Below are 22,866 nucleotides of genomic sequence, written 5' to 3'. Positions count from 1 at the left end.
TCAGGCGCCGTGCTCCTTGCCGTCGCGCTTGGCGTCTTCGTCGGCGGCGAGGGTGCCGAGGTACAGCTCGATGACGCGGGGGTCGGTGAGCAGCTCGCGGCCCGTGCCGGTGTACGCGTCCTTGCCCTGGTCGAGCACGTATGCCCGGTGGCAGATCTGCAGGCAGCGGCGCGCGTTCTGCTCGACCATGATGATGGTCACGCCGGCGCGGTTGATCTCGGCCACGCGCAGGAACGTCTCGTCCTGACGCACGGGCGAGAGCCCGGCCGAGGGCTCGTCGAGCAGCAGCACCGACGGGTCCATCATGAGCGCGCGACCCATGGCGACCATCTGACGCTCGCCGCCCGACAGTGACCCAGCGCGCTGACGGCGGCGCTTGGCCAGCTCGGGGAACAGGCCCGAGACGAACTCGAAGCGCTCCGCGAAGACCTTGGGGCGCTGGAAGAGCCCCATTTGCAGGTTCTCCTCGATCGACAGGCTGGGGAACACGTTGTTGTTCTGCGGCACCATGCCGACGCCCTTGCCGACGAGCTTGTCGGCCTTGAGCGAGGTGATGTCCTCGCCGTTGAGCAGCACGGCGCCGCCGCGGATCTTCACCTGGCCGAAGATCGCCTTCAGCAACGTCGACTTGCCGGCGCCGTTCGGGCCGATGATGCCGATCAGATCACCCTGGTAGGCGTCGACCGTGCAGCCGTTGAGGATGTTCACGCCGGGCAGGTAGCCGGCGACCAGGTCGTCGGTGCGCAGCACGGCGGTGCGCGTGGCGGTTGCGGTGTCGGACATCAGAGCTTCCCGTCCTTCTCGTCGGCGATGAGCTCCGCTTCCGCCTCGGCGGCGGCCTCGGCCTGGATGGTCTCGAGCTGCGACGTCGTCATGTCGCCGAGGTCGGTGTCGTGGTGGGCGCCCAGGTAGGCGTCGATCACGGCCTGATCGCTCATGACGGTCTCGGGCGGTCCCTCGGCCACCACGCGACCCTCGGCCATGACGACGACCCAGTCGGAGATGTGGCGCACCATGTGCATGTCGTGCTCGACGAACAACACGCTCATCCCCTCCTTCTTCAGGTCGAGGATGTGGCCGAGCAGGCTCTGCGTGAGCGCCGGGTTGACGCCGGCCATCGGCTCGTCGAGCATGACGAGCTTCGGGTCGCTCATGAGGGCGCGGGCCATCTCGAGCAGCTTGCGCTGACCACCCGACAGGGACGCGGCGAAGTCTTCACGCTTGGCATCCAGCTTGAACCGACGCAGCAGATCGTCGGCGCGCTCGGTGTTCGTCTTCTCCTGCGAACGCCAGATGCCGGGGATCAGGGCGCGGAAGATGTTCTCGCCCTTCTGCTCGCGGGCGCCGAGCAGCATGTTCTGCAGCACCGAGAGGCGACCGAGCGACTTCGTGAGCTGGAACGTGCGCACCATGCCCTGGCGCGACACCTTGAACGCGGGGACGCCGGCGAGGTTTGACCCCTCGAAGCTCCACGCGCCCGTGTTGGGCTTGTCGAAGCCGGTCAGCAGGTTGAACAGCGTCGTCTTGCCGGCGCCGTTCGGACCGATCAGCGCGGTGATCTGACCACGGGGGATCTCGAGGTGCTCGACGTCGACGGCCTTGAGGCCGCCGAACTGACGGGTGACGCCGTCGGCGACGACGATCGGGTCGACCTTGGCGCAGCCGGGGCGGACCTCGCCCTTGACGAGCGGGTGGGTGACGGTCGTGTCAGACATTGAACGACAGCTCCTTCTTGTTGCCGAAGATGCCCTGTGGCCGGAAGATCACCAGGAGCATGAGCCCGATGCCGACGAGGATGAAGCGCACCTGGCCCGTCTGGGTGCTGGACATGAAGCCCAGGATGCCGATGTCGCGCAGTCCCACGATGATGCCGTTCGACAGCGACAGCAGCACCCAGAACAGCATCGCGCCCACGATCGGGCCGAGCAGGGTGGCCGCGCCTCCCAGCAGGAGAGCGGTCCAGATGAAGAACGTCAGCGCCGTGCCGTAGTTCCCGGGCTGGACTGCGCGGGGGAGGATGAACACCACACCCGCGAGACCGCCCATGACGCCACCGAGCACGAGCGCCTGCATCTTGTAGGAGTAGACGTTCTTGCCGAGGCTGCGCACGGCATCCTCGTCTTCGCGGATGCCCTTGATGACGCGGCCCCACGGGCTGCGCATGAGCAGGAACACCAGGAGGGTCGCCAGGATCACGAGACCCCAGCCGAACACGCGCACCCACCAGTCGTTGCCCGAGTAGTTCCACGGTCCGACGCCGAAGGGGCCGGCGGGGAACGGGCTGAGCTCCTGGAACTCGCGGTTGTACCCGTTGAGTCCCTGCGACCCACCGGTGATGTCGGTCAGCCCGACGGTCGACACCACGTACCGCACGATCTCGGCCGCGGCGATCGTGACGATCGCGAGGTAGTCCGAGCGCAGGCGCAGGGTCGGGATGCCGAGCAGGAACGCGAAGAGCACCGAGGCGAGGATGGCGGCGAGGATCGCGAGCCACACCGGTGCCGAGAACGACAGTGTGGCGATGGCGAAGGCGTAGGCGCCGACGGCCATGAAGCCCGCCTGCCCGAAGTTGAGGAGCCCTGCGTAGCCGAAGTGAACGCTGAGGCCGATGGCGGCGAGAGCGTAGGCCGCGGTGGTCGGGCTGATGACCTCGCCCAGCGCGCTGTTGATGATCGAAAGAAAGTCCATGTCGTTTTTCCTCAGCCGATCCGCTCTTTACGACCGAGCACACCCTGCGGCCGGAAAAGCAGCACGCCGATGAGCACGATCAGGGCCACCGCGTACCGGAGGTCGGGTGGGATCACGATGGTGGACAGCTCCGTGATGATGCCGATGATGAGCGATCCCACGAGCGCGCCGAACGCGCTTCCGAGACCGCCGAGGGTCACGGCCGCGAACAGCAGCAGCAGGATCGCGAAGCCCATGTCCCACGTGACACCGCGGTAGAGGCCGTAGAGCACGCCCGACAGGCCCGTGAGGGCGCCGGCGAGCACCCAGACGATGCGGATGACGCGGTCGACGTTGATGCCCGAGGCGGCGGCGAGCGAGGCGTTGTCGCTCACGGCGCGGGTCGCCTTGCCGATCCGGGTGCGGGTGAGGAAGTACGCCACCAGGCCGAGCATCACGATGCTGACGCCCATGCTGATGATCGAGGTGAGGGTGACGGTGACGGGACCGATCGTGACGTTGTCGGTGATGCCCGTGGCGATGTTGCGCGTGCCGCCGTCGAAGAAGTACAGGTAGAGGTAGCGCAGCACGATCGACAGACCGATCGTCACGATCAGGACCTGGACCAGACCCACTCCGCGCTTTCGCAGCGGCTTGAACAGCAGGGCATCCTGCGTCCATCCCAGAGCGGCGGACAGGGCCACGGTGAGCAGGACCGCCAGGATGAGGTTCCAGCCCATGGCCGTGAAGACGTAGAAGATGATGGCGCCGAAGGTCAGCATCTCGCCGTGGGCGAAGTTGTTGACGCCGGTCGTGCCGAAGATCAGCGAGATGCCGATCGCCGCCAGGGCCAGCAGCAGGCCGAAGTTCAGGCCGTAGAAGAAGCGCGAGAACAGGGTGTCCCAGATCGTCCCGCTGGCCGCCGTTCCCTCACCGGTGGGGAACAGCACGTTGACGGTGTTGGTCGTGCCGATGGTGACGTCGCGCGTGATGTTGTCGGGGTCGCGCGGCGCGACGCCGTCGGGGAGCGAGTCGACCTGCAGCGTCGCCGTGTAGGCGCCCGGACCGGGCACGGGGACGGCCCAGCGTCCGTCGGCACCCGTGGTGCCGACCTCGGAAAAGCCCGAACCCTCCACGGTGATCTCGACGCCCTCGATCGGCTCGTCGCCGGAGCGGATGATGCCGCCGATCGAGTACTGCGTCGAGATGTCTCCCGTGCCGGCCGTGGCGGCGGGGGTCGGGGCGGGCGTCGCTTGGGCGTTCGCGGGTGTCGCGAAGAACAAGCTCAGGGCGGCCACCGCGCTCGCGAAGAGCGCGATGACGACGACCAGGCGGGAAAGGGTTCGCGATCGTATCGCGGTGGGGGAGGAATGACCCACGGAGTCTCCAGTTCGGCAGCGCTGACGATGTCGTCCCGTCAGCTTCGACGGTCGACGCTACGAGCGTAATGTGTCATCGGTGTTTCGCCCCCGCGGTCGTTAGCGAACCGTTTCATCCGGCTCGTGCACGGAAGTCACCCGGACGGGAACATTCCGCGCGGTTGCGGCGCTTAGAATTCAAGGCGGAGCGCCGCGTGCGCCCTGGCCGACGTCGTCCTTTTCGAGCAGGCGCCGCGCGCGCAGGAGGATCCATGGAGCAGCACGACCCCTTCGGTTTCATCGGACTGACCTACGACGACGTGTTGCTCCTGCCGGGGCACACCGACGTCATCCCGAGCGAGGCCGACACGTCGTCTCGCCTGACCCGCCGCATCACGGTGGCGACGCCTCTGCTCTCGAGCGCCATGGACACCGTCACCGAGGCGCGCATGGCCATCGCCATCGCCCGCCAGGGCGGGATCGGCATCGTGCACCGCAACCTCTCGATCGAGGATCAGGCCGGCATCGTCGATCAGGTCAAGCGCAGCGAGTCGGGCATGGTGTCCGACCCCATCACCACCAGCCCGGATGCCACGGTGGCCGAGGTCGACGCGATGTGCGCGCAGTACCGCATCTCGGGTCTGCCGGTGGTCGACTCCGAGGGAGTGCTGGTCGGCATCATCACCAACCGTGACATGCGCTTCGTCTCGGGCTTCGAGCGTCAGACCACGAAGGTCGAAGACGTCATGACCAAGGACGGCCTCATCACCGGGCACGTCGGCATCCACGCGAACGACGTCATCGCGACCTTCGCGAAGCACCGCGTCGAGAAGCTGCCGCTGGTCGACGACGACGGCAAGCTCGCGGGCCTGATCACCATCAAGGATTTCGACAAGAGCGAGAAGTACCCCCTCGCCACCAAGGACGACCAGGGGCGCCTGCGCGTCGGAGCGGCCATCGGGTTCTTCGGCGACGCCTGGCAGCGTGCCGAGGCCCTGCGCGATGCGGGCGTCGACGTGCTCGTGGTCGACACCGCGAACGGGCAGTCGGCCGGTGTGATCGACATCGTCTCGCGTCTGAAGGCCGACGAGTCGTTCGCGCACATCGACGTCATCGGCGGCAACGTCGCCACGCGCGAGGGCGCCCAGGCGCTGATCGACGCGGGCGTGGATGCCGTGAAGGTCGGCGTCGGGCCCGGGTCGATCTGCACCACGCGCGTCGTCGCCGGTGTCGGGGTCCCCCAGATCACCGCGATCTACGAGGCCTCCCTGGCAGCGATTCCCGCCGGCGTGCCGGTGATCGCCGACGGCGGTCTGCAGTACTCGGGCGACATCGCCAAGGCGCTGGTCGCCGGCGCAGACACCGTCATGCTCGGTTCGCTCCTGGCCGGTACCGACGAATCGCCGGGGGAGATCGTCTTTCAGGCCGGCAAGCAGTTCAAGCAGTACCGCGGCATGGGTTCGCTCGGCGCGCTGCAGACGCGCGGCAAGAAGACGTCGTACTCCAAGGACCGCTACTTCCAGGCCGACGTGCCCAGCGACGACAAGCTCATCCCCGAGGGCATCGAGGGTCAGGTGCCCTACCGCGGCCCCGTCGCGGCGGTGGCGTACCAGCTCATCGGCGGCCTGCGTCAGTCGATGTTCTACGTGGGCGCCCGCACGATCGAGGAGCTGAAGGCGAAGGGCAAGTTCGTCCGCATCACCTCGGCGGGCCTGAAGGAGTCGCACCCCCACGACGTGCAGATCGTCGTCGAGGCGCCGAACTACAAGAAGTAACGCGTTCTTCTGAACGGGGCCGGGCGGCGGGCTGCCCGGCCCTTCGTCGTTCTCCGACGCGGGGATACGCTGTGCCCATGATCCGGCGGAGGAGTCACCCCGAAGCGTCGGTGTCGGCCCGCCGCACCGAAGCGTTCACCGACGGGGTGTTCGCCATCGCCGCGACGCTGCTGGTGCTGGGGTTGACGGATCAGTCGCTCGGCTCCCCGACCACCGACGCCGATCTCGCCCGCGGCCTGCGCGACCTCGCGCACCCGGTGTTCTCGTTCGTCATCAGCTTCCTCATCCTCTGCGTGATGTGGATGACGCACGTGCGGCAGTTCGAGTGGATCGTCCGCATCGACGACACCGGTATGTGGATCAACAACATCCGTCTGCTCCTCGTCGTCCTCGTGCCGTTCACCTCGTCGCTGGACACCACGCACTCCGATCTGCTCCTGGGCCGCATCCTGCTGCCGGTCAACTTCTTCCTCGCGATCGTCCTCGGGTGGGTGCAGTGGAGCTGGGCCGTCCGTTCGGGCGCGATCACCGACCTCACGGCCGCCGACGCGCGTCGACTCGGCCGGGCGAACCTGAGCGCGGTGATCCTCAGCGGTCTGGCGATGCTCCTCAGTCCGCTCGTCGGGTCCGTCGCGTTCCTGCTCTTCGCGTTCGACGGACTGCTCACGCGGCTGTTGCGTGGAGCGGATTCGCCCGCCGCGTCGCTCGCGGGCAGCGATCCCGGCGCCGCCGGCGATGTCCGAGGGCGCGGGTAGGCTGGGGACGTGAGCATGGAGATCGATCTCGGCCGCGCCAAGCGCGCCCGCCGCGCGTACACCTTCGACGACATCGCCGTCGTGCCGTCGCGGCGCACACGCAACCCCGAAGACGTCTCGACCGCGTGGACCATTGACGCGTTCTCGTTCGAGATCCCCGTGCTGGGCGCGCCGATGGACTCCGTCGTCAGCCCGCGCACCGCGATCGAGCTGGGCCGCCTCGGCGGCCTCGGCGTGCTCGACCTCGAGGGACTGTGGACGCGTTACGACGACCCGGAGCCGCTGCTGGCCGAGATCGCGACCCTCCCCGACGGCGATGCCACGCGTCGGATGCAGCAGCTCTACTCCGAGCCCATCAAGCCGGAGCTCGTGCGCGACCGGCTCGCGGAGGTGCGCGACGCGGGCGTCCCCGTCGCGGGAGCCCTCACCCCTCAGCGCACGCAAGACCTGTACGAGACCGTCGTTGCCGCGGGCGTCGACCTCTTCGTCATCCGCGGCACCACGGTGTCGGCCGAGCACGTGTCGAAGGTGGCCGAGCCGCTCAACCTCAAGAAGTTCATCTACGACCTCGACGTGCCGGTCATCGTCGGCGGTGCGGCCACCTACACCGCAGCCCTGCATCTGATGCGTACGGGAGCCGCCGGCGTGCTCGTCGGCTTCGGCGGGGGAGCTGCCTCCACCACTCGCGCGACCCTCGGCCTGCACGCCCCCATGGCCACGGCCGTCGCCGACGTCGCCGGTGCACGCCGCGACTACCTCGACGAGTCGGGCGGGCGCTACGTGCACGTCATCGCCGACGGTGGCGTGGGCACCTCGGGTGACATCGTCAAGGCGCTCGCCATGGGAGCGGATGCCGTCATGCTCGGCGTCGCGCTCGCGCGTGCGACCGACGCTCCCGGGCGCGGCTTCCACTGGGGCCCCGAAGCGCACCACGCGAAGCTGCCGCGCGGGCGCCGCGTCGCCGTCGACCGCGTCGGACCGCTCGAGCAGATCCTGTTCGGCCCGGCTCCCGTCGCCGACGGCACCGCCAACCTCATCGGCGCGCTGAAGAAGTCGATGGCCACCACCGGCTACTCCGACCTCAAGGAGTTCCAGCGGGTCGAGGTCGTCGTCGCCCCGTACGGTCGCTGAGTCGCCATCGTATGACGTCCACCTCCGCGACCGAACCGGACCCGCCGCAGATCTTCCCGCCCACCCTGCGGGAGGTCATGCTGCGGCCGCGCTGGATTGCGCTGCTGGCGTTCTCGCTCGTCGTGGCGGGCGTTCTCGCCTGGCTGGGGCAGTGGCAGCTCGGTCGCGCGGTCGACACCTCACCCCCCGAGCCCGGGATGACGGAGGTCGTCCGTCCGCTCGCCGAGGTCGTGCAGCCGGGCGACTACCTGCCCGAGCCGCTCGTCGGCCAGCGGGTCGTGGTGAGCGGCACGTGGGTGGCATCCGATTTCCTCGTCGTGTCCTCCCGTTTCAACGACGACGTCGAGGGGTACTGGGTCACCGGACAGTTGCGTGTGGCGGGTGCGGCGGAGCCGACGTCCGTCGCGGTGGCGACCGGGTGGACCCCGAGCCTCGACCAGGCGAACGCCGCGGCCGCCGATCTCGAGCGCCAGGTCCAAGCGGATCCGACGGCGGTCGTCGAGGTCACCGGTCGGCTCATCTCCGACGAGGGTCCCTCGGTCCCACCTGCGGGCGCCGACCCGCAGACGCTCGTGCGCATGTCGCCGGCGATGCTGCTCGGACGCTGGCACGACATCGACGGCGTCAGCGTCTACCGGCAGTACATCGCGTCGCAGACCGCCATCGGGCCGCTCGACGACATCGCCTCCCCGGCTCCCGACGAGCGCTCGCGGGTCAACTGGCTGAACATCTTCTACGCCGCCGAGTGGGCGGTGTTCGCGGGCTTCGCGCTCTACCTCTGGTACCGCCTCGCCCGCGACGCCTGGGAGAAAGAGGTCGAAGACCTCGAGGACGAGCAGGCGGAGGCGCTTGCGGCAGGTGCCGCGAGATCCCGCGACTAGACTGGCATCCATGCCCCGCGCCCCCAAGCTCGCCTCGTTCCCGGCGATCCGCGGAGCCCTGAAGTTCTACCAGATCTGCTCGATCATCACGGGTGTCGGCCTTCTGCTGCTCGTCGCCGAGATGATCCTGAAGTACACGCCGCTCCACGTGGAGTTGTTCCTCGGCGGATCGGGTGGCTTCCTGTGGTTCGCGGATGCCGTGCCCGGCCCCGACTGCCAGTGGTTCTCGCTCTTCGTGCCCGGTGGCAGCGGCTGCGAGATCCTCTCGACCGGAGACGGCGTCAACGTCTCGCTGGCCATCCTCGTCGCGCACGGCTGGTTCTACGTCGTGTATCTCTTCTCCTGCTTCCGGGTGTGGAGCCTCATGCGGTGGCCGTTCCGCCGCTTCGTCTTCCTCGCCCTCGGCGGCGTCGTGCCGTTCCTCTCCTTCATCCTCGAGGTGCGCACCGCCCGCCGCGTGCGCGCCTACCTCTCCGAGCGCGAAGCCGCCACGGCATCCGCTCCCGTTCCCGCCCCGGAAGGCAACCGGTGACCGAACAGACCGAAACGTCCCAGCGCCCCGTCCTCGTCGTCGACTTCGGCGCCCAGTACGCCCAGCTCATCGCGCGCCGCGTCCGCGAGGCCGGCGTCTACAGCGAAATCGTGCCCCACACGGCGTCGGCCGAAGAGATCGCCGCCAAGAACCCGGTGGGCATCATCCTGTCGGGCGGCCCCTCCTCGGTGTACGAAGACGGCGCCCCGAGCCTCGACACCGACGTGTTCGACCTCGATGTGCCCACGCTCGGCATCTGCTACGGCTTCCAGGTCATGGCCAAGGCCCTGGGCGGCGAAGTCGCCAACACCGGCCTGCGCGAGTACGGGGCGACGGATGCCACGGTGGTCACCGAGGGCACCCTGCTGCAGGGCCAGCCCGCCGAGCAGAACGTGTGGATGAGCCACGGCGACCAGGTGTCTCGGGCGCCCGACGGCTTCGAGGTGCTCGCCCGGACCGCCCACACGCCCGTCGCCGCGTTCGCGAACGACAGCCGTCGCATGTACGGCGTGCAGTGGCATCCCGAGGTCAAGCACTCCGACCACGGCCAGAACGTGCTCGAGAACTTCCTGCACAAGGCCGCGGGCCTTCCCGCTGACTGGAACAGCGGCAACGTCATCGCCGAGCAGGTGGAGCGCATCCGCCAGCAGGTCGGGACCGGCAGGGTCATCTCGGCCCTCTCGGGCGGCGTCGACTCCGCCGTGTCCACTGCGCTCGTGCACGAAGCCGTCGGCGACCAGCTGATCGCCGTGTTCGTCGATCACGGGCTCCTCCGCAAGGGCGAGCGCGAGCAGGTCGAGAACGACTACGTCGCCTCGACCGGCGTGAAGCTCATCACCGTCGACGCGCGCGAGACCTTCCTCGAGGCCCTCGCCGGTGTCAGCGACCCGGAGCAGAAGCGCAAGATCATCGGCCGCGAGTTCATCCGCGCGTTCGAGAAGGTGCAGGCCGACCTCGTCGCCGAGGCGAAGGCCGAGGGCGAGCAGGTGCGCTTCCTCGTGCAGGGCACGCTCTACCCCGACGTCGTCGAGTCCGGCGGCGGCACCGGCACCGCCAACATCAAGAGCCACCACAACGTCGGCGGGCTGCCGGAAGACCTGCAGTTCGAGCTCGTCGAGCCGCTGCGCACCCTCTTCAAAGACGAGGTGCGCGCGATCGGCCGCGAGCTGGGCCTGCCCGAAGCCATCGTCGGCCGCCAGCCCTTTCCGGGGCCCGGTCTTGGCATCCGCATCGTGGGTGAGGTCACCGCTGACCGTCTCGAGATCCTGCGTGAGGCCGACGCCATCGCCCGCGCCGAACTGACCAAGGCCGGCCTCGACACCGAGATCTGGCAGTGCCCCGTCGTGCTGCTCGCCGACGTGCGCTCGGTCGGCGTGCAGGGGGACGGCCGCACCTACGGCCACCCCATCGTGCTGCGGCCCGTCTCGAGCGAAGACGCGATGACCGCCGACTGGACGCGCCTGCCGTACGACGTGCTGTCGAAGATCTCCAACCGCATCACCAACGAGGTGAAAGACGTCAACCGCGTCGTGCTCGACGTGACGTCGAAGCCGCCGGGGACGATCGAATGGGAGTGAGCCGGAGCGTCGGTCGCGCCGTACGTCGCTGCTGACTCCCGGCTCCGTGACACGCCCTCCTGAGTCGAAAACGGGGCCCCTACCCCGATCGACTCCGGAGGGCGTGTCACTTCGCCTCGCGTCGACATCGGCGTGCCCGCTCCGCCCGCCCGGCAGTGGGTGTGGGAGCGGGGCCCCTACCCCGATCGACCCGGAGACGGTGCCCCTTCGCCGTCCGGCGCCGGCGGCGCTCTGTCTGGACGCGAAGGGGTGTGGCGGGGCCCCTACCCCGATCGACTCAGGAGGGCGTGTCACTTCGCCTCGCGTCGACATCGGCGTGCCCGCTCCGCCTGCCCGGCGGTGGGTGTGGGAGCGGGGCCCTACCCCGATCGACCCGGAGACGGTGCCCCTTCGCCGTCCGGCGTCGGCGGCGCTCTGTCTGGACGCGAAGGGGTGTGGCGGGGCCCCTACCCCGATCGACCGCAGACGACACCCCTCCACCGCACGGCGGCGCCGTTGCTCTGTCGTGGGCCGGTGTGGATGTGGGGAAGGGGGGGCCGTCCTCGATCCATCCCGCGACGGTGCTCGTTCGTCGTGCGGCGGCGGCGCTCTGCGCTCGGGCCTCGGTGCGGAATCCGTCGCCGTGGGCGGGATTTCTGCTCCTGCGCGTCGATCCACGGCGCGTGCGTGGCCCCGGGGCCATTTTCGCCGCTCCGGGGCCACTTGCAGCGCCCCGACCGGAGGTTGGCGTGCGGTTGCGCCGCCCCGGGGTCACGTGGGGCGCCCCGGGGCCACTTGCAGCGCCCCGACCGGCCCTCGTGGCGAGCTTGGCGCCGGTGGAGTCGTGCGCCGTTCGTGACTGTCTCACCGGGCCGCTGGCGTATCCCTCCCTCGGGATGGGGCGACGGCCGTCGGGTCCCCCCTTGGCCGGAGCGGGACCGAATGCCGCGGGACCCGTGTGGGGCGTCACCGTGATGGCCCTCAGCTGCGCGGCGATCCTCGCGATCGGTGCCGCCGGTGAGTCCCCGCTGCGTGCGAGGGCCGGATGGCGCCCCCGCGCCGTGAGCGAGTGCAACGCGTGACGAGACGTGCGAGAGGATGGGAGCATGAGCGAGAGGTTCGTGCGCCCGTCTCGTCTGGACGGCGTCTTCAACGCCGTCGTCGGTCGGCTGACCCGTCTCGGGCTGCCGTTGGCCGGGAGCCGCGTGCTCGCCGTCCGCGGCCGCTCGTCCGGTGAGTGGCGGACGACACCGGTGAACCCTCTGCGCGTCGACGGCGACCGCTACCTCGTGGCTCCCCGCGGAAACGCCCAGTGGGTACGCAACCTGCGGGCGGCGGGGGAGGGGGAGCTCCGACACGGTCGTTCGGTCGAGAGGTTCCGAGCGCAGGAGATTCCGGATGCCGAGAAGCCGCCCATCCTCCGGGCGTATCTCCAGGCGTGGGCGTGGGAAGTCGGACGGTTCTTCGAGGGCGTGGACAAGAACTCCCCCGACGAGCGGCTGGCCGACATCGCGCCCGGCTTCCCCGTCTTCCGGATCCGGCCCGGTGGGCGGTCGTGACCGCGTTCCCCGACGCCTGGTACCTGATCCTGTCCAGCAGGCTCATTCCCGATCTCGACGGCGGCTATACGATCTCCACTCTGGCTCGGGCTCGTCAGATGACGGAGGCGGGCGCGGACACGCGGTTGCTGACGGTCGATCCGGGGGCGGTCGACGCCCATGCGGCGCACCGGGCGACGTTCATCGAGCGCGGGGCTGCCGCGGCATCCGAGATCTTCCGCAATCTCTTCGACGAGGCCGTCGCGCCCGCCGGGGGAGCGGCCGGTTGGTTGCGCGAGGCGGCCCACGAAGGTCGCGCCGACCCGACGCTGGAGTACCGCGACGTCGCACGCGGCGCCATCTCGCTGCCCACCGTGGTCGACCCTGACTGGCTCCTCTCGCGGGCTCCCATCGTCATCCGCGACAGAGCGGGCGAGGCCGTCGGCGTGGTGGACGGCTTCGGTGCCCTCTACCGCGCCTGGTTGACGCACGTCGCGACCGAGCTGCGCGCGGAGGACGACCGCCCCATCGTCGTGATCTGCGAGTCACGGCAGCTCGGCGAACTGATCGTGGGCTGGGGTGACGACGAGGTCCGGATCGTGCACACCGTGCACACCATCCATCTCGAGCCGCCCTACGCTGCGGATTCCGACCTGAACAGGCTCTGGACGCGCTGGTTCGACATCGCGCCGCTCTTCGACGCGGTGCTCTGGCCGACCGCGCACCAGCGCGACGACGTGCGCGAGCGGTTCGGCGACGTCGCGAACGACGTCGTCGCGGCGCACGCCGTCGTCGGACCGGCCGAGATCGTGCCGGCGTCCGAGCGCGATCCCGGTCGCGTGGTCGTGCTCGGGCGCCTCGCTCCGGGTAAGCGGCTCGCCCACGCCGTCCGTGCCTTCGCCCGCGTGGTCGAGGAGCACCCGCAGGCCCGCCTCGAGCTCTGGGGCGAGGGGGCGCAGCGCGCCGAACTCGAGACGCTCGTCGCCGACCTCGGCCTGCGCGACGTGGTCGCGCTGCCCGGCCTGACCACCGACCCGGGTGCGGTGCTCGACCGCGCCGCCGTCTATCTCACGACCTCCGCCTTCGAGGGGCAGGGGCTGGCGCTGGCCGAAGCCCTCGCGCACGGCACACCCGTCGTGGCCTACGACATCCGCTACGGCCCGCGCGACATGCTGGCTGCCGGTGGTGGCATCCTCGTTCCCGACGCCGACGAGGACGCCCTGGCGGAGGCTCTGCGGCGTGTGCTGGCGGATGCCGGGCTGCGCGAGCGCCTGTCCACCGAGGCGGTGGATGCCGCGGCCGCCCTGACGCCCGCCCGGGCGATGCGGACGCTGGCCGGCGCGTGCCGCGAAGCCCTCTCGCGAGCGCGGCGCCGGTAGCCCCGCGCCGTGGAGGTCGAGCCGCGCGGAGCCGCGTTCCGGAGCGACCCTGCGCGCGTCAGGCGTTGGCCGCGCGGCCGGCCCAGGGGTCGTAGTCGGCGATCAGCTCCTCCTGCGCCGGGCGCTCGGCATCCGGAATGTGCTGGAGATTCACGCGCACGCGGTACCAGAGCGAACTGGAGCCGCGCATGCCGTCGACGAGCACGTCGGCGGGGTGCAGAGCGTCCGCCGCATCCGGATGCCGCTGCTTCCAGGTCTCGAGGGCTTCGAGCGCCTCGGGCTTTGTCTTCGTGCGAGCGACCTCGATGAGCGGCATGGTCGAGGCGCGGCGGCCCGAGCCGTCCGACCCGCGCGGGGGCTTGTCGGCCGGCCCGAGCTCCTTCGCGAGGGCCAAGAGTGCGTCGAGGGAGCCCGACGCGTCGTCGAGACCCGCGTGCGGGTCGCCGATCGCGGCGAAGCGCTCGGGAACGGTGAGCACCGTGAACTCTTCGGGGCGGCGGTCACGCACCTCGTCCCAGGTCAGCGGCGTGGAGACGCGGGCATCGGGGAGCGCGCGGATCGAGTAGGCCGAGGCGACCGTGCGGTCCTTCGCGTTCTGGTTGAAGTCGACGAAGACGCTCTCGCCGCGCTCCTCCTTCCACCATCGCGCCGTCGCAAGTCCGGGCGCGCGGTTCTCGACCTCTCGGGCGAGGGTCTCGGCGGCGAGGCGCACGTCGGCATAGTTCCACTCGGGGCGTATCCGCACGAGGATGTGCAGGCCGCGGGAGCCGGAGGTCTTCGGCCAGCCGACGAGGCCGTGATCCTCGAGCACCTCGCGGGCGATGAACGCGACATCGACGATCTGCGACCAGTCGACCCCGGGCATGGGGTCGAGGTCGATGCGGAGTTCGTCCGGGTGCTCGAGGTCTTCGGCGCGGACGGGATGCGGGTTGAGGTCGAGGCAGCCGAGGTTGACGACCCACGCCAGGCCCGCGGCATCCCGGATCACCGTCTCTTCGGCAGAGGTGCCGGAGGCGTAGCGGAGTATCGCGGTGTCGATGAAGGCCGGGTGTTTCTCGGGGACGCGCTTCTGGAAGAAGGGTTCCTGGTCGAGGCCCTTCGAGAAGCGCTTGAGCACCATGGGGCGGCCGCCGGCTCCACGCAGAGCGCCGTCGGCGACAGCGAGGTAGTACCGCACAAGGTCGAGCTTGGTGAGTCCCGGCTCGGGGAAGACGATGCGTTCGGGGCTGGTGACCCGCACCTCGTGTCCGTCGATGTCGAGGATCTCGGGCGCGGTCTTCGCGGGGCTCATGCAGCGACGCTAATGCCGCGGCGCGCGCGGATGAACCCCTTGCGGCGGGGACGCGTGGAGCACCGGGGCCGCGGCGGTGGGTGGCGGCGGAGGGGGTGGCGCGCGGCGCGGCGGTGGCGCGGGCGCGGCGCGCGGCGCGGCGGTGGGGCGGCGGGGGGTGTCGGCGGTGCGGGTGGCGCGGCGGGGGGTGTCGGCGGTGCGGGTGGCGCGCGTCGCGTGCGTAAACACGATCTGTGCGTGGAAACACGCTGTCGCTGTGTTTTTGCGCACCGATCGTATTTATGCGTGAGGGCGGGGGTGGGCGGCGGTGGCACGTGTGCATGCGTCGGAGTGTGCGGGGGTGGGCATCGAAGCGCGCGCGGGGGCGTCGGGTGTGTTCGGTCACGGGCATAAACACGATTCGTGCGTGGAAACACGCTGCCGGTGTGTTTCTGCGCACCGATTGTGTTTATGCGTGAGGGTGGGTGCCGGTGGCAGGTGTGCATGCGTCGGTGTGTGCGGGGGTGGGCGTCTGCATGCGAGGACGTGGGTCGGGGATGGGCGTCGAAGCGCGCGCGGGGGCCGCCGGGTGTGTTCGGTCGCGTGCGTAAACACGATTCGTGCGTGGAAACACGCTGCCGGTGTGTTTCCGCGCACCGATTGTGTTTATGGGTGAGGACGTCGGTGCGGCGGTGGGCGTCGGCCAGGTGTGCGGGGGTGGGCGTCTGCATGCGAGGGTGTGAGCCGGGATGGGCGTGTAGCGTGCGCGGGGTGCCGGGTGTTCGGTCGCGTGCGTAAACACGATTCGTGCGTGGAAACACGCTGCCGGTGTGTTTCTGCGCACCGAATGTGTTTATGCGTGAGGGGCGGCAGCCCGCACCCGCGCCGAGCACGCACCCGCGCGCACCCGCGCGCACCCGCGCGCATCCGCGCCGGCATCCGCGCGACCGCGCGCACCCGCGCCGGCATCCGCGCGACCGCGCGCACCCACGCCGGCACCCGCGCGCGCACCCGCGCCGATGATCGCGCGGGCGCGGGCCGAAGACCGGACCGGCGCGTCTCCCCGCCAAGGGGCCGGGGGCCGGCGAATCGCCCCGCCGCACGGCCGGATGCCGCCGGATGCCGCGGGGGCGAACGACGAAGGGCCGCCCCGGAACGGGACGGCCCTTCGTGGGGATCGGTGCGTCAGTTGTTGCCGCGGATGATCGCGATCATGCGCAGGATCTCGACGTACAGCCACACGACGGTCACCATGATGCCGAAGGCGCCGACCCAGCCATACACCCGGGGAGCGCCGTTGCGGACGCCGCGCTGGATCTGGTCGAAGTCGAGCACCAGCGAGTAGGCCGCCATGATGACCACGAGAACACCCAGGATCAGACCGATCGGGATGCCGGCGATCGTGGCGCTGCGAAGGCCGAACGCCATGCCGTCGGGAAGGACGCCGAAGAGCATCAGGCCGACGTTGAGCAGGCTGAAGACGAGGTAGCCGACCATCGCGATCATGAAGATCTTGGTCGCGCGGGCCGAGGCGCGGATCTTGCCGCTGGCGAAGAGCGCCAGGGTCACACCGACCACCGACAGGGTCGCCAGCGTCGCCTGCACGACGATGCCCGGCAGCTGGAACTCGAAGAACGCCGAGATACCGCCGACGAACAGGCCCTCGAACGCCGCGTAGGCGACGAAGACGGGGACGGACGGCTTCTTCTTGAAGACGGCGACCATCGCCAGCACGAAACCGCCGAGGCCACCGATGATCATCGGCGCGACGCTGGGCGACGGGTTGGCGGCGGAGACGCCGCTCATCGTCCAGATCCAGCCGATGACGGCGGTCACGACGAGCACGCCGAACAGGGCCAGCGTCTTCATGACGGTGTCTTCGACCGTCATCCGGCCGGTGTCGACGGCGCTCGCGGACGGGGCCGCGTAGGCGCCTTCGATCGTTGCGGCGGCGGCGGGGTCGACGGCCGGGGGCGGGCTGTAGCGCGTCTGGGCGCCACCGGCTCGAGGGTCCTGGAACGCCGGGTTGTTGAATGCCGGGTTGTTGAGGGCCACGGGAACTCACACTCCAAAGATGGTGATCACAGCACCGTGCTGTCAGACAACACTAGCCGAGGAGCGTGCAGGAATCCCGGGGCTGACTGGGATTCTGCTTTGAGCGATACTGTCGTTCACCCGCCGCCCGTACTCTTCCGGGATGCCCCTCGTCATCGGTCATCGTGGAGCGCCCGGCTCTCTGCCGGAGCACTCGCGCAGCTCCTACGAGCGCGCGATCTCGGCGGGCGTGGATGCCGTCGAGCCCGACGTCGTCCCCTCGCGCGACGGCGTCCTGGTGGTGCGGCACGAGAACGAGATCGCCGCCACCACCGACATATCGATGAAGGCCGAGTTCGCCGAGCGCCGCACGACGAAGCTCGTCGAGGGAGAGTGGGTGACGGGATGGTTCACCGAGGACTTCACCTGGGAGGAGTTGCGCACCCTCCGGTGTCGGGAGCGTCTTCCGGCCCTCCGTCGTGAGAGCGCGACGCACGACGACACCGAGCCGATCCTGCGCCTGCGCGACGTGCTTGACCTGGCGCGCGCGAGCGGCGTCGGGGTGATCCTGGAGATCAAGCACGCGGCATCCTTCGCCCGGCTCGGGTTCGACATGGCCGCGCTGGTCGCGGCGGAGCTGCGGGAGGCGGGATGGACGAATGCCGCCGAGCTGCTCATCATCGAGTCGTTCGAGCCCGGGGTGCTCGCACGGCTGCGGGAGCGTGGCATCCGGGTTCCGCTCGTGCAGCTCGTGGAGGCGGCCGGGGCGCCGTGGGATCTGCGTGAACACGACGGGGCGGAGGCGGCGACGTACGCGTCCATGCTGACCCCCGCGGGCCTCGACGCGCTCGCCGCCGAGGTCGAGGGGATCAGCGTCGACAAGGAGCTCCTGCTGGCACCCGACCGGGCGGCGCCCCTCGTCGCCGCGGCGCACGAGCGCGGGCTGCGGGTCTTCGCGTGGACGTGTCGGCCGGAGAACGCTTTCCTCCTCCCCGCTCATCGTCTGCCCGGCGGCGACGGCGCATTCGGCGACTGGCCGCGGGAGTGGGCCCTGCTGCGCGCGGCCGAGCTGGACGGCGTCTTCGTCGACCACCCGGATCTGGGCGTCGAGTTCTTCCGGGACTGAGTCCGGGTCAGGGGCCGACGGACTTCCGACGAGTGCTCGCGGAGGGGATCGTCGGGGGCGGGGCGCGCCTCGGCGGGTGGGGCGGTGGAGCGCGGCCGGCGGGCCGAACTCCGGAAAACCGGGGCGGTTTCGTCGAATTCTGCAGGCCCCGGCGCCGTTCCAGGCGGATTCTCCGGAGTTCCGCACGAGGGTCGGGCGGACAGGCGGGCGCGAGCGAGGTGCGGCCAGACTCAGGGCGGATTGAGGGCGCGGGTCGAGTCCGCGTCCGTAACTCCGGAGAACCGGGCCGGTTGCGTCCCCTCCCGGGCCCATAGGGCCTCCGCGGGCACGGATCGCCGGAGTTGCGCACGCGCTGCGGGGTTCGGGGTCGCGCGCGCCCGCCGCGCAACCCCGCCTCGCGGCCGCGCCCGCCGCGCAACCTCGCCTTGCGCCTCGCGCCCGCCGCGCAACCTCGCCTTGCGCCTCGCGCCCGCCGCGTAAACCCCGCCTCGCGGCCGCGCCCGCCGCGCAACCCCGCCTTGCGCCTCGCGCCCGCCGCGCCACCCGCCTCGCGGCCGCGCCCGCCGCGCAACCCCGCCTTGCGTCTCGCACCCGGCGCGCAACCCCGCCTCGCGGCCGCGCCCGCTCCGCGAGGATGACCGCATGACGGTGGACGTGACGGTGGTCGGCGGCGGCATCTCGGGGCTCGCGTGCGCGCGGGCCGTTCAGGATGCCGGGCGCTCGGTGCGGGTGCTCGATCGCGGGCGCCGCGTGGGCGGGCGGCTGTCGAGTCGCACCATCGACGGGCGTCCGGTCGATCTCGGCGCGTCCTACATCGTGGTCGGTGAGGCCGACGGATTCGGGCACGTCGTCGCGGAGTGGGAGGAGCGCGAGCTCGCCCGACCCTGGACCGACACGTTCCAGGTCATCGACCCCGATGGCGGACAGACCTCCAAGCCCGGGCCGATGCGGTGGGCCGCGCCCCTCGGGCTCCGCACGCTCGCGCTGGATCTCGCCGAGGGGCTCGACGTGTCGTCCGAGCGCGTCGTCGAGCGCGTGGCGCCGCACGAGGTCGACGGTGAGGAGGCGGGTGAGGTCGTGCTCGCGATGCCCGCGCCCCAGGCCGCACGCCTCACCGGCGACGCCCCCGGCGGGTCGCAGGAGTGGGAGCCGGTGATCGCGGTCGTCCTGCGATGGGACGAACGGCAGTGGGATGCCGATCTGCACGGCGCGTTCGCCGACGGCGACGCCGACGTGTCGTTCCTCGCCGACGACGGAGACCGCCGGGGCGACGGAGCGCCCGTGCTCGTCGTGCACACCACCGCCGACCGCGCGCGCCGGCACCTCGACGACCCCGACGCGGCGATCGCGCCCGTGCTGGCCGCGACGCGGCGCCTGCTGCGCATCGACGTCGAGCCGGTCGCCGTCCACGCGCACCGCTGGACGTTCGCCCGCCCGGCGGGCACGACGGGGGAGCCGTTCTTCCGCTCCCCGGGGCTGTCGGCCTGCGGCGACGCCTGGGGCGACAGCGCCGCGGTGCGCACCGCCTGGGCGTCGGGCGACGCGCTGGGGCGGGCGCTCGCGGCATCCTAGTGTCGAATGCTCCGGCACGGAGGTCGGCTCACGCACGCGGCCCCGGCGAGTACGGCGTCGCCGCCGGGTGGCGAAGCCCGCAACGCTGGCGTACAGCGGGTATCTGTGCGCGGTCCGGTCAGCAACGGTCTCCCGCACGGACGCCGCCCGAGGGGCGCAACGGCGCCCCGCCCGGCGGTGTCCTCAGCGCAGACGCTCGGCGAGCGACACCGCGTCCCACGGCGCCCGGCCGCGGGCGTCGTTGTCGAAGTAGACGTAGGTGTCGCGCGGCATGCCGTCCGGGGCGGATGAGCCGTCGAGCCAGCCGCGGATGCGTTCGGCCCACGCGTCGAGCTCTGGGGAGCTGCGCGAGGAACTCATCGAGGAGCCGTGCCTCGAACTCGAGCCGCTCCGGTAATTGCCACAGGAGCGGCCCGAGTGTGGGGCCGAGCGCCAGCACGCCCGAGGCGAAGAAGTTGGCCAGCGCCGTGCGCACCCCGTTCAACCGCAGCATGTGGGTGACGTAACGCGACCCCTTCACCGCGAAGACGAACTCGTCGGGCACCTCGCTGCGCCAGCGCTGATAGCTCGACGGTCGCTGCAGGGAGTAGAACGAGCCGTTCAGCTCGGCGCTCGGCATCCGATCGCCGACGTACTCCAACTCACGTCGCTGTGCGAGCCCGCGCGGATAGAAGTCACCGCGCCAGCGCGGGTAGCGCCAGCCCGAGATGCCGACGTACGCCGAAGCGGTCAGGCGTGGCCCTCGGCGGCGGGGAAGCCCGGGTCGGGCTCGAGCGCCTCGCCGGTGTGGTCGTCGAGGGGCACGTTCTCCTCGGCCTCGGCGGCGTCTTCGCGGACCTCGTCGGTCACGGCATCCGTGGGGGCGGCGGAGTCGGCGCGGGCGTCGTCGGAGTGGCGGCGGGGGATGTCAGGTGTGCTCATGGGTCAACGGTGCCGCAGGGTGCCGCCGCGGTGAACCGGCTTGCGCGGAGGGGCTGCGGATGCCAGGGGCGTGCGGCGTGGGGTGCTGGGACGTGCGGCGCGCCGGGGGCTGCGCGAGCGTGAGGTCGCCGGGGCTCGGAGGCGCGGGGATGCCGGGGCGTGCGAGCGTGAGGTCGCCGGAGCCGGAGGCATCGAGGATGCCGGGGGGGCTTCGCGAGCGTGAGGTCGCCGGGGCTCGGAAGCATCGGGGATGCCACGGGCTCGCGGCGGCGTCGGTGCCGGGCTCGGTTCGCCGGGGTGTGGCGAACGGAGGACAGGGGGTGAGCGGAGGACGATCCGGTCGGAGGCGTCCTCCCCTCGGCCCAGTCCTCCGCTCATCACGGGCGCGCCGTGGACGATGCGGCCGGCGTCAGTCCGTGGCATCCGGGATCGACGACTCCACCGCGGGCCACGCCGGCAGCGGGTCGTCGAAGGCGAGCCAGGAGGCGGGCCCGGCGGCGAGCTCGTCGTCGGTGAGGGCGGCCTCATCGAGCACGTGCGCGAGCTTCGGGGCCGACAGGTCGAGCCCGGTGAAGGCGATCTCCTGGCCCAGCCCCATGCGGCCGTCGTCGGCGCCGAGGGGTTCGATCCACATCGCGGAACCGACGTGCTCCCAGCGGGCGAGGATGCCGGGACGAGACGCCAGCCGGCAGAACCCGGCGGAGCGGACCAGGCGGCCGGCGGCGCCGGCGTCGAGGCGGTCGAGCGCGGTCGACAGGCGCCCGGGGTGGAAGGGGCGCACCTGCTCGTACCGCAGGGTCATGACGCGGTTGTCACGCATGTACGGGTCGTGCTCGCCGTTGAGCGCGCGCACCCACCCGGCGCGCTCGAGGATCTCGCCGTCGTGCTCCGCCGGTGATTGCAGGTCGCTGAGCGGGTCGCGCGACAGGCGCACGACCGCCGTGGGGTTGAGGTGCGACGCGAGCGCCATCTGCACGGCGAGGGCCGCCGTGGGCACGAGATCCCAGTTGATCCAGACGATTCGCGTTGCCAGCTCCAGCGCCAGCGCGGCCTGCCGGGCGCGTGCGCCGACGTCGCCGCGGGTGTCTCCGGCGCGGGCGGATGCCACGAGCGGGGCGTCGTCGAGCAGGTCGCCGATCATGTGCCGGGCGTCGACCACGCACACCGCTTCGACCTCGGCGCCCCCGCGGGCGGCGAGAGCGTGGATGAGATCGACGTCGTTCCCGAAGTCGACGACGGCGTTATCCTCCGCGGTGCGGGGACGGGGGTGGGGCAGGGCGTGCGAGGTGCGCAGGTCGGCGAAGCGCAGCAGGTGCAGTGGGCGGCCGAGAGCCGCAGCGGTGCGCTCGGCGTAGGAACGGCGCTCGGGGGCGCAGACGCCCATGATGGCGGTCGTGCGAGTCATGGCATCCATTTCTCGTTTGGCAAGGAGCTCTCGACACCTTACCGTGTTAATGAGAATGGTTATCAACAAGGAGGATCCCGTGAAGGTTCGCGCATCGATCAAGTCCCTCAAGAAGCAGCCCGGCGCGCAGGTGGTGCGTCGCCGCGGCAAGATCTTCGTCATCAACAAGCTCAACCCCCGCTTCAAGGGGCGTCAGGGGTGAGTGCGCGCCGGCCGCGATAACGCGAACGAGAACCGTTCCCGATTAGGTAAACACATTGCAATCTCTGCATGTGTGCGGTGAGATGAACGAGTGGACAAGATCGCCGGGCTCGACGAGGCCGCGGAGCTGTTCAAGGTTCTCGGCAACGAAGCGCGTCTCGCGCTCGTCTGGCTGCTGAGCCGCGAACCGCTGACCGTCGGTGCGCTCGCCGAGGAGGCCGGTCTGTCGCAGCCGTTGGTGTCACAGCACCTGCGGACGTTGCGGCAGGCGGGCCTGGTGAGCTCGGAGCGCGAGGGCAAGGAGATCCGATACTCCCTCGCCGACCAGCACGTCTCGCACGTCGTGCTCGATGCGATCGCCCACGTTCAAGAACCGAACGACCAGGGGAACGAAGAATGAGCACGACCGAGACGCACGCCGAGCACACCGTCGACGAGCACGCCCACGGCGACGACTGCGGCCACCAGAAGATCGAGCACGGCGACCACGTCGACTACGTGCACGGCACCCACCACCACGCCCTGCACGGCGACCACTACGACGAGCACGAGTCGAAGGCCGAGCACACGGTCGACGAGCACGCGCACGGCGACGACTGCGGGCACGAGAAGGTCGAGCACGACGACCACGTCGACTACGTTCACGACGGCCACCGTCACTCGCTGCACGCCGACCACTACGACGAGCACTGAGGTGTGACGGCATCCCGTGGCGTGAACGCGGGGTGCCGGACCGGGGCCCGCTTCTCCTCCGGAGAGGCGGGC

General features: G+C 70.7%; 22 protein-coding genes and 1 pseudogene. 13 read left to right on the top strand and 10 right to left on the bottom strand.

Translation table 11 applies throughout. The features are described from left to right. The 4 genes from QE392_RS17430 to QE392_RS17415 are packed head-to-tail and all read right to left on the bottom strand — an operon-like array spanning position 1 to position 4,046. Positions 1 to 783 carry an ABC transporter ATP-binding protein gene (locus tag QE392_RS17430; RefSeq protein WP_307453956.1) on the bottom strand — a complete coding sequence of 261 codons (783 nt, stop codon included), beginning with the start codon at positions 781 to 783 and terminating at the stop codon, positions 1 to 3. Then, the gene (locus QE392_RS17425) at positions 783 to 1,715 is read right to left on the bottom strand and encodes an ABC transporter ATP-binding protein (RefSeq protein ID WP_307453953.1); all 933 of its coding nucleotides are present in this window, start codon (positions 1,713 to 1,715) and stop codon (positions 783 to 785) included. Before QE392_RS17425 ends, QE392_RS17430 begins: the two co-directional genes overlap by 1 nt. After that, positions 1,708 to 2,688, bottom strand: a complete 981-nt coding sequence (locus tag QE392_RS17420) for a branched-chain amino acid ABC transporter permease (RefSeq protein WP_307453951.1) — start codon at positions 2,686 to 2,688, stop codon at positions 1,708 to 1,710. Before QE392_RS17420 ends, QE392_RS17425 begins: the two co-directional genes overlap by 8 nt. 11 nt (positions 2,689 to 2,699) lie before the next feature. Continuing rightward, a complete protein-coding gene (locus tag QE392_RS17415; protein WP_307453949.1) occupies positions 2,700 to 4,046 on the bottom strand; it encodes a branched-chain amino acid ABC transporter permease in 1,347 nt (448 codons plus the stop codon). A gap of 251 nt (positions 4,047 to 4,297) precedes the next feature. Here QE392_RS17415 and guaB point away from each other — a divergent pair, with 251 nt between their 5' ends. From guaB to QE392_RS17375, 8 genes are all read left to right on the top strand, one after another. Beyond that, positions 4,298 to 5,800 carry an IMP dehydrogenase gene (gene guaB / locus QE392_RS17410; RefSeq protein WP_307453947.1) on the top strand — a complete coding sequence of 501 codons (1,503 nt, stop codon included), beginning with the start codon at positions 4,298 to 4,300 and terminating at the stop codon, positions 5,798 to 5,800. 77 nt (positions 5,801 to 5,877) lie between these two features. After that, complete coding sequence (locus QE392_RS17405) at positions 5,878 to 6,555, top strand: TMEM175 family protein (RefSeq protein WP_307453944.1); 678 nt, start codon at positions 5,878 to 5,880, stop codon at positions 6,553 to 6,555. A gap of 15 nt (positions 6,556 to 6,570) precedes the next feature. Then, complete coding sequence (locus QE392_RS17400) at positions 6,571 to 7,686, top strand: GuaB3 family IMP dehydrogenase-related protein (protein ID WP_307454186.1); 1,116 nt, start codon at positions 6,571 to 6,573, stop codon at positions 7,684 to 7,686. Positions 7,687 to 7,697: 11 nt separating this feature from the next. After that, entirely contained in the window at positions 7,698 to 8,567 is an 870-nt protein-coding gene (locus tag QE392_RS17395) for an SURF1 family protein (protein WP_307453942.1), read from the top strand. Between the two features lie 10 nt (positions 8,568 to 8,577). Next, positions 8,578 to 9,099, top strand: coding sequence for a DUF3817 domain-containing protein (locus QE392_RS17390; protein WP_307453940.1), 522 nt, complete (start codon positions 8,578 to 8,580; stop codon positions 9,097 to 9,099). Beyond that, positions 9,096 to 10,676: a glutamine-hydrolyzing GMP synthase gene (guaA, locus tag QE392_RS17385; protein WP_307453938.1), complete on the top strand. Its 1,581-nt coding sequence runs from the start codon at positions 9,096 to 9,098 to the stop codon at positions 10,674 to 10,676. Before QE392_RS17390 ends, guaA begins: the two co-directional genes overlap by 4 nt. Positions 10,677 to 11,761: 1,085 nt before the next feature. Next, the gene (locus tag QE392_RS17380) at positions 11,762 to 12,214 is read left to right on the top strand and encodes a nitroreductase family deazaflavin-dependent oxidoreductase (protein ID WP_307453936.1); all 453 of its coding nucleotides are present in this window, start codon (positions 11,762 to 11,764) and stop codon (positions 12,212 to 12,214) included. Further along, positions 12,211 to 13,572, top strand: coding sequence for a glycosyltransferase (locus QE392_RS17375; protein ID WP_307453933.1), 1,362 nt, complete (start codon positions 12,211 to 12,213; stop codon positions 13,570 to 13,572). Before QE392_RS17380 ends, QE392_RS17375 begins: the two co-directional genes overlap by 4 nt. 58 nt (positions 13,573 to 13,630) lie before the next feature. Here QE392_RS17375 and ligD read toward each other — a convergent pair whose 3' ends face one another. Continuing rightward, positions 13,631 to 14,863 (bottom strand): non-homologous end-joining DNA ligase, encoded by a 1,233-nt coding sequence (gene ligD, locus QE392_RS17370; RefSeq protein ID WP_307453931.1) that lies wholly within the window; start codon positions 14,861 to 14,863, stop codon positions 13,631 to 13,633. A 1,164-nt stretch (positions 14,864 to 16,027) separates the two neighbouring features. Then, entirely contained in the window at positions 16,028 to 16,897 is an 870-nt protein-coding gene (locus QE392_RS17365; RefSeq protein WP_307453929.1) for a Bax inhibitor-1/YccA family protein, read from the bottom strand. A gap of 142 nt (positions 16,898 to 17,039) precedes the next feature. Here QE392_RS17365 and QE392_RS17360 point away from each other — a divergent pair, with 142 nt between their 5' ends. Together QE392_RS17360 and QE392_RS17355 are read left to right on the top strand one after the other, a co-directional pair. Beyond that, positions 17,040 to 18,002, top strand: coding sequence for a glycerophosphodiester phosphodiesterase family protein (locus tag QE392_RS17360; protein WP_307453927.1), 963 nt, complete (start codon positions 17,040 to 17,042; stop codon positions 18,000 to 18,002). Between the two features lie 642 nt (positions 18,003 to 18,644). After that, on the top strand, positions 18,645 to 19,574 hold the full coding sequence (locus QE392_RS17355; protein ID WP_307453925.1) for an NAD(P)/FAD-dependent oxidoreductase: 930 nt from the start codon (positions 18,645 to 18,647) through the stop codon (positions 19,572 to 19,574). A gap of 183 nt (positions 19,575 to 19,757) precedes the next feature. Here the strand turns inward: QE392_RS17355 and QE392_RS17350 are convergent, their stop codons facing one another. The 4 genes and pseudogenes from QE392_RS17350 to QE392_RS17335 all read right to left on the bottom strand — a co-directional run bounded on the left by QE392_RS17350 (position 19,758) and on the right by QE392_RS17335 (position 21,900). Beyond that, positions 19,758 to 19,934 carry a DUF72 domain-containing protein gene (locus QE392_RS17350; protein ID WP_307453923.1) on the bottom strand — a complete coding sequence of 59 codons (177 nt, stop codon included), beginning with the start codon at positions 19,932 to 19,934 and terminating at the stop codon, positions 19,758 to 19,760. Between the two features lie 66 nt (positions 19,935 to 20,000). Beyond that, positions 20,001 to 20,193: pseudogene (locus QE392_RS17345) on the bottom strand (DUF72 domain-containing protein); the annotation flags it as partial. 110 nt (positions 20,194 to 20,303) lie between these two features. Beyond that, positions 20,304 to 20,495 carry a hypothetical protein gene (locus QE392_RS17340; RefSeq protein ID WP_307453921.1) on the bottom strand — a complete coding sequence of 64 codons (192 nt, stop codon included), beginning with the start codon at positions 20,493 to 20,495 and terminating at the stop codon, positions 20,304 to 20,306. A gap of 409 nt (positions 20,496 to 20,904) precedes the next feature. Next, positions 20,905 to 21,900: a GTP-binding protein gene (locus QE392_RS17335; protein WP_307453919.1), complete on the bottom strand. Its 996-nt coding sequence runs from the start codon at positions 21,898 to 21,900 to the stop codon at positions 20,905 to 20,907. Between the two features lie 79 nt (positions 21,901 to 21,979). On the opposite strand from QE392_RS17335, the gene ykgO reads away from it, so the two are divergent. From ykgO to QE392_RS17320, 3 genes are all read left to right on the top strand, one after another. After that, positions 21,980 to 22,102, top strand: coding sequence for a type B 50S ribosomal protein L36 (ykgO, locus tag QE392_RS17330; RefSeq protein WP_307332852.1), 123 nt, complete (start codon positions 21,980 to 21,982; stop codon positions 22,100 to 22,102). A 90-nt stretch (positions 22,103 to 22,192) separates the two neighbouring features. After that, entirely contained in the window at positions 22,193 to 22,501 is a 309-nt protein-coding gene (locus QE392_RS17325) for an ArsR/SmtB family transcription factor (RefSeq protein WP_307453917.1), read from the top strand. Further along, positions 22,498 to 22,794, top strand: coding sequence for a hypothetical protein (locus tag QE392_RS17320; RefSeq protein WP_307453915.1), 297 nt, complete (start codon positions 22,498 to 22,500; stop codon positions 22,792 to 22,794). The genes QE392_RS17325 and QE392_RS17320 overlap by 4 nt, the downstream gene beginning before the upstream one ends. Positions 22,795 to 22,866 lie beyond the last annotated feature (72 nt).

The organism is Microbacterium proteolyticum (assembly GCF_030818075.1).
Lineage (GTDB): Bacteria > Actinomycetota > Actinomycetes > Actinomycetales > Microbacteriaceae > Microbacterium > Microbacterium proteolyticum_A.
Note: the sequence above shows the minus strand (reverse complement) of the source record. Positions and strands in the feature narration are given on the sequence as shown.

What these genes read in the sequence shown, in the direction of transcription:
- QE392_RS17430 (WP_307453956.1), bottom strand. Translation starts at nt 783, where the DNA reads ATGTCCGACACCGCAACCGCCACGCGCACCGCCGTGCTGCGCACCGAC.
- QE392_RS17425 (WP_307453953.1), bottom strand. Translation starts at nt 1,715, where the DNA reads ATGTCTGACACGACCGTCACCCACCCGCTCGTCAAGGGCGAGGTCCGC.
- QE392_RS17420 (WP_307453951.1), bottom strand. Translation starts at nt 2,688, where the DNA reads ATGGACTTTCTTTCGATCATCAACAGCGCGCTGGGCGAGGTCATCAGC.
- guaB (WP_307453947.1), top strand. Translation starts at nt 4,298, where the DNA reads ATGGAGCAGCACGACCCCTTCGGTTTCATCGGACTGACCTACGACGAC.
- QE392_RS17405 (WP_307453944.1), top strand. Translation starts at nt 5,878, where the DNA reads ATGATCCGGCGGAGGAGTCACCCCGAAGCGTCGGTGTCGGCCCGCCGC.
- QE392_RS17400 (WP_307454186.1), top strand. Translation starts at nt 6,571, where the DNA reads ATGGAGATCGATCTCGGCCGCGCCAAGCGCGCCCGCCGCGCGTACACC.
- QE392_RS17395 (WP_307453942.1), top strand. Translation starts at nt 7,698, where the DNA reads ATGACGTCCACCTCCGCGACCGAACCGGACCCGCCGCAGATCTTCCCG.
- QE392_RS17390 (WP_307453940.1), top strand. Translation starts at nt 8,578, where the DNA reads ATGCCCCGCGCCCCCAAGCTCGCCTCGTTCCCGGCGATCCGCGGAGCC.
- QE392_RS17380 (WP_307453936.1), top strand. Translation starts at nt 11,762, where the DNA reads ATGAGCGAGAGGTTCGTGCGCCCGTCTCGTCTGGACGGCGTCTTCAAC.
- ligD (WP_307453931.1), bottom strand. Translation starts at nt 14,863, where the DNA reads ATGAGCCCCGCGAAGACCGCGCCCGAGATCCTCGACATCGACGGACAC.
- QE392_RS17360 (WP_307453927.1), top strand. Translation starts at nt 17,040, where the DNA reads ATGCCCCTCGTCATCGGTCATCGTGGAGCGCCCGGCTCTCTGCCGGAG.
- QE392_RS17355 (WP_307453925.1), top strand. Translation starts at nt 18,645, where the DNA reads ATGACGGTGGACGTGACGGTGGTCGGCGGCGGCATCTCGGGGCTCGCG.
- QE392_RS17350 (WP_307453923.1), bottom strand. Translation starts at nt 19,934, where the DNA reads ATGAGTTCCTCGCGCAGCTCCCCAGAGCTCGACGCGTGGGCCGAACGC.
- QE392_RS17340 (WP_307453921.1), bottom strand. Translation starts at nt 20,495, where the DNA reads ATGAGCACACCTGACATCCCCCGCCGCCACTCCGACGACGCCCGCGCC.
- QE392_RS17335 (WP_307453919.1), bottom strand. Translation starts at nt 21,900, where the DNA reads ATGACTCGCACGACCGCCATCATGGGCGTCTGCGCCCCCGAGCGCCGT.
- QE392_RS17320 (WP_307453915.1), top strand. Translation starts at nt 22,498, where the DNA reads ATGAGCACGACCGAGACGCACGCCGAGCACACCGTCGACGAGCACGCC.